This window comes from Deltaproteobacteria bacterium, from assembly GCA_020845775.1.
In the GTDB taxonomy this organism is placed as follows: domain Bacteria; phylum Bdellovibrionota_C; class UBA2361; order SZUA-149; family JADLFC01; genus JADLFC01.
Genome location: JADLFC010000177.1, coordinates 1 through 10,166, shown reverse-complemented (window position 1 = coordinate 10,166; position 10,166 = coordinate 1). Strand labels below are relative to the sequence as shown.

The window sequence follows — 10,166 nt, the reverse complement described above, 5'->3', positions numbered from 1 at the left end:
TTACTTTTTGGAAACGGTATAGCTTGGTTTGTGTAAGTTCCATTGCATCTCAATGGAGATTTATTAGCATTTCTTACTTGCAAATTGTCTTTAGAAATGACAGTATTAGCCCTTCAATTTTGCTTGAATAATTGGAGGCAGGTTTCAGATTGCTTCTAAGGGGCTAGTTAGCTATGAATCTCATCGATAAAATACACGCAGAGCAGCTTAAAAAAGAGCTACCAGATTTTTCTATTGGCGATACCGTTCGCGTTCATCAACTCATTCAAGAAGGAGGTAAGGAGCGCGTTCAGGTGTTTGAGGGAGTGGTTATGGGTCGTCGTGGCGGGGGAATTAGCGAGACATTTACCGTAAGAAAGGTGTCGTATAACGTAGGAGTTGAGCGCACATACCTATTGCATTCTCCGAGGGTTACAAAGGTCGAACTAAAGCAGCGCGGTCACGTGCGGCGGGCAAAACTTTACTACTTGAGAGATTTAAGCGGTAAGGCTGCAAAGATTAAAGAAGCCCGTTACGTTGCAGTTAAGGACGAGTCGGCAGCAGCCGAGCTATCTTAAACGCTTTTCGCTTACTCTCGCATTATAGAGCGGCCGCTAAAATATCCACCTTCTTCAATAGTTAGTCGCTTGGTGCTTATGTCGCCTTCGAGGCTGCCGGTAGACTGAATCTCGATTAACTCTTGAGCTTCGACGTTACCCACTACCTGGCCTAAAACTATTAGGCTGCCGACTTTTACACCGGCCTCAATTACGCCGCCCTCTCCAACTATTAATGTGCTAGTGGACGTAATTTCGCCCTTAAGGGTGCCGTCTATTCTTACTGGTGATTCAAAGCTCAGTTTACCCTCGATGGTCGTTCCAGGACCTAAAGCTGCCTTTATGGCGCTCCCAAATCTGCGTTCCAAGTTTTTTTCTCCACTCGCACTGGCGTGATCGCGTTTTTCTAATGTTCCGGCGATCATTGCGCGGACATCACCTGGTATATGGGAGCTTTGAGTTATTGGCCGAACTGCTTCAGATAGGTCTTCGATATCCCGTTCGACGACATTTGGCTGAGTTGGCGCTTCTATCTCTCCTTTGCCTTTTAGTGCCGCAGCTCGCCATCGCTGTAGTGTTTCTTCCTCAAATGGTTTATTCGATTCTTGGCCCGTCTTTCCTCTTTGAAACTTCATGGTAAACACCTGCTATTATGTCTAGAATTTTTTAGCAAAAAAAGTTGTTATAACTTAGCCTCTGAAAGACCGTATAGCATGATTTTAGTCATGACTCTATGATAATTTTAACAAATTTAAAGTAATGGCTGAGACCAGCTCTAGAAACTTACAAGCCAATTTCCAAAAGGACTTTGGTATCGTCTCGCATAATCCTAACAACTCCGATTTCAGGCGTATCGAAATAGGCTGTTTTATCGAAATCATTCCTTGGGGTTATTGAAAAGCGCTTGGAATAGGCATCAACGATTGCCTGAAAGAATCCTTCGCTATCGCTCACTGTATCCCAATTTGTAGCCCATGTTACCACGTAGCTCTTGGCGTCTATGTGCTCGTATACGGAAATACGGTCTCCGCCCCAACCGGTCGCCGAGGTGCTTGCGCGCGCAGGAGGTAGCCAGTTACTTAAAAGCGTCGCTATTGCAAATTCGCCTAAGCGATCCGAATATATGGGCTTGGTGGACTTAATCCTTGTGGTATCGGAGGGAAGTTGGTCTTCTAGTTCTACAAAATCGCTTTTCCCCGCTAAGTATTTGTCTGGATGTAAAATCTGCTCAGTAGAAATAGGCAAACTCTTGTAGGCTCTATCTATATTTTGGTACCCCTTATTATTTCGTGATGTAAGCAAGGTGTGAGCAAAATTCAGCCCACTTACATAGGGAAACATCAGCATAGCTTGCAGGGATGGAGGTGCGCCGTGTGTAGCACTAGAAAACATTGAGCCCAAGAGAGACTGCATCATGAACCCCGAAACGGATTTATCTTCTTGGAGCATTTGTTGCCCCGATATTTTTCTGCTGTAGTCTAGCATTACGGCGGTAGCATCGCCCTCAATCAGCGCGGCTTTTGCCATAAGTAGGTCGCTGGGTTCGTCAATTTCGTCCATCAAACTGTCTAAGTTGTAATGCTGATCCTGTAAGGCATGAGTGAGCTCATGAATCGCAATTGACATTTGCATCGGAGCCGGAATCCACTCAGCCATTACATAGTAGTCTAGCTTCGCATCGTAATAACCTCCTAGCTGTGAAACGTACATCTTTACCAATCCATTCAAATAGTTAAAGCTAGCCGGTATTAGCCCGAGAGCTCTAAATGCTATTCCCTCATTTATTATTTTTCTTTCTGTAGCATCCTCTAGAATTTTAGCGCGAATGTACTTTTCAACCTGCTCTCTATTCTCAAGTCTGCATGGAACCTTTCTTCTTACGTGAAGTCCTCTCAACTTGCTCGTGATATTTATGGCTTTAGCAACCATAGAGCAATCTGGTTCCTCGGCTGCGCTATTCGCTATCGCAATGAGAATAAAAGCTACGCAGCAAATTGCGCCGGTTAGCACTGACTTATGTTTTACAACGATCTCATTTAGCTTCACTTTAGCCGTCCTACCTTCGCCATAATCTGAGATTCTACTTGAGCTTGCCTTGCCACAATCTGCTCTATTTCTTTAACATTACGGCGAAGCTCGACGTTGGCACTCTTTATATCCCTGAGGTTTGCCTGGACTTTTAGGTTCGACTCCTCGGCCTTTCTCAGCTTAAATTTCGACTCGGTGGCCGGAATGGGAGAGCCAATTTTTAAGCAGGAACAGGTTGTCACAATATAGGCAACTGCTAAGATATACGCGATAATTTTAGGTATTGGGTTTAAATTAGTGAAGGTCATAATATAAATACCGACAAGATTGGTCCAGTAAAGTGATTAGTGTCTAAGAGCAGCTAAGATTATAATGGCAAAAGGTGCTTACCTCAACCTTATCGGCGTAAGGCAAAATAACCTTAAAAACCTCAATTTGTGCATAGCGCATGATGAACTAGTTGCAATTACTGGCGTATCTGGTTCCGGCAAATCATCCCTGGCATTTGATACTATTTATGCCGAGGGTGCAAGGCGATATATCGAAACGTTTAGCCCCTATACTAGGCAGTTTTTAGACCGTCTAGCTCCTCCTGAGCTAGACTGCATGAGCGGGGTTAGGCCAGCTATAGCCCTCGAGCAGCGAAACAGAGTTACTAGTTCGCGTTCTACAGTAGGAACCATTACCGAGATAAACGACTATCTAAAAGTTATCTGGGCTCACTACTCTTCAATTATTTGTCCTACATGCAAGAAGTCCGTCACCAGCGATACGGCAGGACGTATTATCGAAAGTATTGTTGAGCGGTTTGTTAAAAAAGAAATTAGCGGCGTTGCTATTGCATTTGCCTTGAAGTTGACTGCGGAAGTAAGCGTTACCGCTTTGCGCGATACTCTCTTAGTGGAAGGATTTGTGAGATTTTTTCGCGAAAGCACTAGGCAGTTCGTTCGATTAGATGACCTTTGCGACAACGATTTGCGTTGCCATGGTATTTTAAATCCGCAGCTAATTGTCGTTGTAGACAGACTTATATTTGAGCAATCTAGAGAAGCCGCAAATCAGGAACCTATTAGTAAGGCGCTTCGACAGCGCCTAATAGAGAGCATAGAGCAGGGTTATAAATTTGGGCACGGACACCTAATAACCGTTTTGTTAGGCGGCGCCGATAAGCAATTAACCCCACTAGTACTGGAGCATTTTTCAAAACACCTATTTTGCTCTACCTGTAAGATCTCATTTCGGGATGTGAAACCAGCGCATTTTTCTTTTAATAGTCCGCTAGGAGCTTGTGATGTCTGCAACGGATTTGGATCGGTCTTAGCCGTGAATGCCGAGCTTTGCGTGCCAGATCCATCTAGAAGCATCAACGAAAAGGCTCTCTCCTGTTGGGCTACTAACGCCACCGCGCGAGAATTTGCAGCACTAAAAAAATTCTGTGCCAGACGTGGCATAAATGTGAAAATTCCCTGGCAACATCTACCGCAGGAAGATAGGGATTTGTTGTTTTCTGCAACAAAAAAAACAGATGGTTTCGATGGCGTCTGTGCCTGGTTTAACAAACTTCAGCGCAAATCCTATAAAATGCACGTTCGCGTATTTATTTCGCGCTATAGAACGCAAGTGCGCTGCTATAAATGCAACGGAAGCAGGTTAAAGCCAGAGGCACTAATCTATTGTGTTGAGGGGAAGAAAATAGACGACATTTGGAGGTTGAGTATCTCCGAGTCCTATTTGTTTTTTGAAGGCTTATTAGAGAAGCACGCTCAGGATGAAATTGCCAAACTTACTATTCGAGAGGTAGTTAACAGGTTAAAATATCTAAACGACATCGGTTTAGGGTATTTAACATTAGATCGACAAACTCGCTCACTATCGGGAGGCGAGTGCCAGCGCGCAAATCTTACGACTCTACTAGGATCTCAGTTAGTCAATACAACAGTGGTTCTCGACGAGCCTTCAATTGGATTGCATCGCAGGGATACTGATAGACTCCTATCGGTTCTTAAGCAACTTCGAGATGCTGGAAATTCTGTAATTGTAGTAGAGCACGATGAGGATGTCATATGTGCTGCCGATAGCGTGATTGACTTAGGTCCGGGAGCTGGTTCCGAAGGTGGTTCATTAGTGTTTCAAGGTTCTCTAAGGGATTTTCAGACATGTGATAAATCCTTAACGGCAAAGCACTTGTTTTCATTGGCAGGCGATGCCCCAACATTAGTTGATAGCGAGTTGCCATCTTTTAATAGTTTGTTAGAAGCTCGATCGCAAAGAATCTCGATTAAGGGAGCGCGTGCTAATAACTTAAAAAATATAGATGTCGATATTCCTCTGGATAGGTTCGTTGTCGTTACTGGTGTTAGTGGTTCGGGCAAGACAACCTTAGTGGATGAGTGTTTATGCGCAGCCGGTAAAAAGCTTAAGTCTGCTGGCCTGGCAAGCAGTGTATCTGGTGGGTTATCGGCAGTTGCGCGATCGATTGATGGGCTTGAGTTGATAGATGATATTATTCGCATAGACCAGAGCCCCGTAGCACGTTCTCCACGCTCGAATTGTGCGACCTATACGAAGATGTGGGATGTGGTGCGCGATTGCTTTGCTAAGACCGATAAGGCCAAGAGTTTAGGTTTAGGAAAAAGCGCCTTCTCCTTTAACGTCGAGGGTGGCAGATGCCCCGAATGCAAGGGTGCTGGAGCAATTCGCGTTGAGATGCAGTTTTTGGCGGATGTCTACGTAACATGCGAAGCTTGTAATGGCTTGAGGTTTAAGGAAACTGTGCTCGATGTTATTTATGCAGGAAAAAATATCGTGGACATTTTGCGCATGACGTTAAGCGATATGGATTCGTTTTTTTGTAGCGAAGAAGATAAGGGGCGCTCTGAAGAGATAAAGCTGCGTTTAAGGCCGTTGCTGGATTTAGGACTCGGCTATCTACAGCTTGGGCAATCGCTAAGCGAGCTTTCTGGTGGTGAGTCTCAGAGACTCAAATTGGCTTCCTACTTAAAGCCATCATCGTCAAAACGCTTGTTGTTTGTGCTAGATGAGCCAACGACCGGTTTGCATCCCCACGACGTAAAGCGGCTGCTTAACAGTTTGCGCACCTTAGTATCCAGCGGCCACAGCGTCATATGCATAGAGCACAACTTAAATGTAATATCTAGCGCAGATTGGATAATAGATTTGGGACCAGATGGTGGTGACGGAGGTGGGGAGGTGGTTGCTGAGGGGCCACTACAGCTTTTTCTCGAGGACAACGATGTTGTTCATAATTCGCACACCTCTAGGGCTTTGCAGTGTCGAAATCGCATACTGAAAAATGATGAGCCGACAAACGACAAGGCATCTTCAGCGCTTGTTCATTGTAATAAGGAGGAGTGTATAGGAATAATTGGGGTGAAGCACCACAACCTTAAAAACATAAGCGTTTTTGTGCCGAAGGATAAACTCACCGTTATCACCGGCATTTCCGGTTCGGGAAAATCTACTCTGGCGTTTGACGTTTTGTTTGCTGAGGGTCAGAGGCGCTACATCGACTCATTATCTCCGTATGCTAGGCAATACATCACTCAGCTTGAGCGCCCAGAGGTTGCACAGCTAACTTCGCTTCCGCCAACTATAGCTATTTCGCAAAAAACTGCCCCACCTCTTGGAGTATCGACGATTGCTACTACTACTGAGGTTTATCAATTTTTACGCCTGCTTTACGCAAAAGTTGGAATTCAGCACTGTCCTGAACACGGAGTTCCAGTAAGTGGTTTTTCTAAAGAATCCATTGCAGAGGAGCTGTTAAGGAGTTTTCAGGGGCAGAAGTTGTTCCTATATGCTCCGGTGGTGTCTGGACGCAAGGGAACATACGGTGAATTATTCGACAGGGCATGTGCGGCAGAAATTTCTGAGGCCAAAATTGACAATAGAGTTGTTTCTATTTATCCCGACTTGCGCTTGCAAAAGACTAAATTGCACTGGATATCTCTTCTAGTAGCGTCTCTTAAATGCAGCCGTGTCAATTATGATTTGCTTCTCAGCGGTATCGACCAATGTTTGCTGCTAGGTAATTCAGTTTTGGAGGTCGCTGTGGATGACAAGTGGGCGGATGTACGAGTATTTAGCACTAGCAAGGTATGCCCCGAATGCAGGAGGGGGTTTCGTGCACTCGATCCTCAAGATTTCTCGTTCCGCAGTCGACGAGGTCAGTGCGAAGGCTGCGAAGGAAGGGGTGGTGAAGTGTTGCTCGATGGAACGAAGCAGCTGTGTGCTAAGTGCCATGGAGCGCGAATTGCTGCGATTGGGAGAAATGTTTTCGTTAATGGATACGCAATTCATGACTTAACTGCGTGCACGGCACCGCAGCTTCTAAAATTATTAGGCACTTTTGAATTTTCTGAAAATCTAAAGCCACTCGTTCAGCCCATTATGCTGGAATTAAAGAGCCGTCTCGGCATGATAGCCGAACTGGGTTTGGATTATTTGGAACTCGATCGAGAGAGTTCTTCTATTTCTGGTGGTGAAGCTCAGAGGTTAAGATTATCCCGTGCCTTAGGAGCGCCACTTAGTGGGGTTTGCTATGTATTAGATGAACCGACAATTGGCCTGCACCCGAAGGATCATTCTCAGCTCATGTCGATGTTGTTTGCATTGCGAGATATTGGGAATACAGTCGTAGTGGTCGAGCACGATGAGGGAACAATTCGACAAGCGGATCACGTTATCGATATTGGTCCAACTGGCGGCGCTGGAGGAGGCGAGTTAGTGTTTGCTGGTATGGTTGATGATTTGGAGAACAACAGCAGATCGCTTACCGGGCTGGCGTTGCGCGAAAGGCGTTTACAGACAGAGAGTGGGGGTGGATTTAGTAATTCAATAGTTGCTTGCGCGGCGATAGGAAAGCAAGCGAGTAAGTTTCTAAAAATTAGCAGTGTAAATGTGAACAATCTCCGAGATATTTCGGCCGAGTTCTTGCTGTGTGGGTTAACGGTAGTGGCCGGAGTCTCGGGAGCAGGGAAGAGTTCGCTCGTGCATGGAGCCTTAGTGCCGCGGATGTTAGCTCATTTGTCAGGAAATGGCCGTAAGAATGGGCATGGCAAGGGAGCTCGATGTGTGCTTGAAGGCCATGAGGCTATAAGGCGCATAGTTATTATCGATCAAACGCCGATTGGGAGAAGTATTGCATCGACTCCGGCTTCCTTCTTGCGAGTGTTTGACGAGATTAGAGCTATTTATGCATCTTTGCCGGAATCGAGGGCGCGTGGATGGAGCGCTAGTCAGTTCTCTTTTAACACGGCCGCCGGAAGGTGCACGGCTTGTAAGGGACGAGGGTTTTTAACGATTCCTATGAGTTTTTTGCCCGAGGCTCGAAGTGTTTGCGAAGTATGTGGAGGCTCTCGCTACGATGAGTCGATAATGAGCATTGGACTCCAGGGAGTTGCTATTGGTGAGCTGCTTGAGAAAACAATGGACGAAGCCCGGTTGATTTTCCAGAACTACCCAAAGATTCGGCGGGTGTTAGATTGCGTGAGTGCGCTCGGCATTGGCTATTTGACTTTGGGGCAGCCCACGTACACATTATCAGGTGGCGAGGCAAAGCGCTTAAAAATTGCTAGAGAATTGGGGATGCGGAGCGCTGTCGATACTCTTTACGTGATGGACGAACCGACAATGGGTTTACACATGGCAGATGTGGAGAAGTTGTTAAAGGTGACATTCGACCTAATCGCGCTTGGCAATACCGTGGTGATGATAGAGCACGATCTGGATGTTATCTGTAAGGCGGAACATTTGATCGAGCTTGGCCCCGGGGCTGGTAAAAATGGTGGCAAAGTAGTGTTTACCGGTAGGCCCGCTGAGTTAGTTATGTCAAAGTGTAAAACAGCTACGGCATCTTGTCTTAGGCTTAAATTTGGGGGAAATCGTGGAGACTGCGATAGTGGTAAAATTGGCTTACATGCAGCTAATGAATAAGAGGGTGCTTCAAAAATGGCGGGAATGACGCAGTTAGGGAGCAAGACTGCCATAGATGCGATTTTGGATCGGAGAACTGTAAGGCGTTTTTCGCAGAGAGATGTGGAAGATAAAGTGCTGTACGAACTACTGGATCTGGCGAATCGCGCTCCTAGTAGTTATAACCTTCAGCCGTGGCATTTTGTGGTGATTAGAGATGCGAATTTAAAGAGCGTGCTGGAATATGTAACATTGGGGCAGCATCAAGTTACTGAGGCTCCTGCTACGGTGGTGTTTGTAGCGGATCCAAAGGCATGGAGGCTGCCATACGATCGGCTGCTAAAAATGAGCAGCGAGGCTAAAGTGTTTACGCCCGAAAAGGTGGCGTTTAATCGTCGCATGGTGAGTAGGTTGTATAGAACCGGTCCTTTGGGATTATATGGTTTATATAAGCGGATAGTAGTTCCCCTTAAGCGTCTGAAGCAGCCAATGGCAAATGTGCTAAATTCTTTCGAAGAGGCTCAGTGGCATGCGCGTTGTCAAACGATGTTAGCGGCGGCTACGTTTATGATAGCGGCTCGAGCTTACGGCTTAGACACTAATCCGATGGAAAGGTTTGACGAGTACAGACTAAAAAAAATGCTCGATATTCCCAAGTATATGTCTATACCTATCGCTATTGCAATCGGCTACGCCCTAGACGTTGAAGGCATTACGCGCACGCTTCGCTTCCCGCTTAATGACAAGGTGAGCATTGATAGATTTCGCAAGAGGGAAACATCGTGAGCAAGACTAGAGCGCATGTGATTGTCAGCGGTCGTGTGCAAGGAGTTTGTTTTCGTGCGTTTACTATCCAAAGCGCCGAAGGTATGGGGCTTAAAGGTTGGGTAAAGAATCTATCTAATGGCAATGTTGAGGCAGTATTTGAGGGTGACGAGACATCGGTAAGGGAGGCAGTTAGGTTAGTCGGAATAGGGCCAGCACGAGCTAAAGTGCTATCGGTTGATGTGAGCTACGAAGATTATACGGGTGAGTTTGAGGCATTTAGTATACTGCCGTAGGTGTTGTTGTGCCTATCCGCAATGGCATACCTTTTCCAAACAGTCCGTTAAATGTTTTACTTTTTGGAAACGGTATTTGTTGTTTATTGGCAAGTGTTTACGCACTTGCTATAAATAGCCGCAAAAGATCAAGCGCGTCCAGGGGGATCTACGGTTTCATGCTTACTTTACCACTTGGAGCCATCTAGTATTTTATGACCCCTTTTGGTATGCTACGCACTCTTTTGCAGCCGATGGGGCTTATTGCATAAAAGCCTTCGTCTAGCTTGTCGAGCGCCAGTGTTGATTGGCCCAATTGTGGCAACTAGCCAAACTGATGCTCCATAGCAAAAAAGTTCTTTCAGTTATCACAAAAACGAGTAGAGGAAGGGGATTTCATCTCTGTTGCTTGCGATTTTTTTAATGCACGCAGTAGAGATGAGAGAACGCTATTTGGGTTTTATTGAGGTTAATTGCCATTTCTTTTTTTTTATTGAAACTCCTTTTCGAATTTTAGATTTCCACGCGCTAGAACGCACATAGCAGTTGAGAGCAAGTCTTAGAGACTAGAAGCCTATTAGCTTTGGTCTGTAAAACTTGCTCTTTTGCCGCCGGCATGCGCCGCGGG

Annotated in this window: 7 protein-coding genes; 4 read left to right on the top strand and 3 right to left on the bottom strand. The window is 45.8% G+C overall.

Features of this window, described 5'->3' with window-relative positions:
* Positions 1-173: 173 nt before the first annotated feature.
* Positions 174-557 (top strand): 50S ribosomal protein L19, encoded by a 384-nt coding sequence (gene rplS, locus IT291_11170; protein MCC6221789.1) that lies wholly within the window; start codon positions 174-176, stop codon positions 555-557.
* 11 nt (positions 558-568) lie between these two features.
* Here the strand turns inward: rplS and IT291_11165 are convergent, their stop codons facing one another.
* The 3 genes from IT291_11165 to IT291_11155 all read right to left on the bottom strand — a co-directional run bounded on the left by IT291_11165 (position 569) and on the right by IT291_11155 (position 2,806).
* Positions 569-1,171 carry a polymer-forming cytoskeletal protein gene (locus tag IT291_11165; protein MCC6221788.1) on the bottom strand — a complete coding sequence of 201 codons (603 nt, stop codon included), beginning with the start codon at positions 1,169-1,171 and terminating at the stop codon, positions 569-571.
* 148 nt (positions 1,172-1,319) lie between these two features.
* A complete protein-coding gene (locus IT291_11160; protein MCC6221787.1) occupies positions 1,320-2,582 on the bottom strand; it encodes a hypothetical protein in 1,263 nt (420 codons plus the stop codon).
* On the bottom strand, positions 2,579-2,806 hold the full coding sequence (locus tag IT291_11155; protein ID MCC6221786.1) for a hypothetical protein: 228 nt from the start codon (positions 2,804-2,806) through the stop codon (positions 2,579-2,581). Before IT291_11155 ends, IT291_11160 begins: the two co-directional genes overlap by 4 nt.
* A gap of 130 nt (positions 2,807-2,936) precedes the next feature.
* On the opposite strand from IT291_11155, the gene uvrA reads away from it, so the two are divergent.
* The 3 genes from uvrA to IT291_11140 are packed head-to-tail and all read left to right on the top strand — an operon-like array spanning position 2,937 to position 9,559.
* Positions 2,937-8,519 (top strand): excinuclease ABC subunit UvrA, encoded by a 5,583-nt coding sequence (gene uvrA / locus IT291_11150; protein ID MCC6221785.1) that lies wholly within the window; start codon positions 2,937-2,939, stop codon positions 8,517-8,519.
* Between the two features lie 15 nt (positions 8,520-8,534).
* Positions 8,535-9,284 carry a nitroreductase family protein gene (locus IT291_11145; GenBank protein ID MCC6221784.1) on the top strand — a complete coding sequence of 250 codons (750 nt, stop codon included), beginning with the start codon at positions 8,535-8,537 and terminating at the stop codon, positions 9,282-9,284.
* Complete coding sequence (locus IT291_11140) at positions 9,281-9,559, top strand: acylphosphatase (GenBank protein ID MCC6221783.1); 279 nt, start codon at positions 9,281-9,283, stop codon at positions 9,557-9,559. The genes IT291_11145 and IT291_11140 overlap by 4 nt, the downstream gene beginning before the upstream one ends.
* Positions 9,560-10,166: the final 607 nt, after the last annotated feature.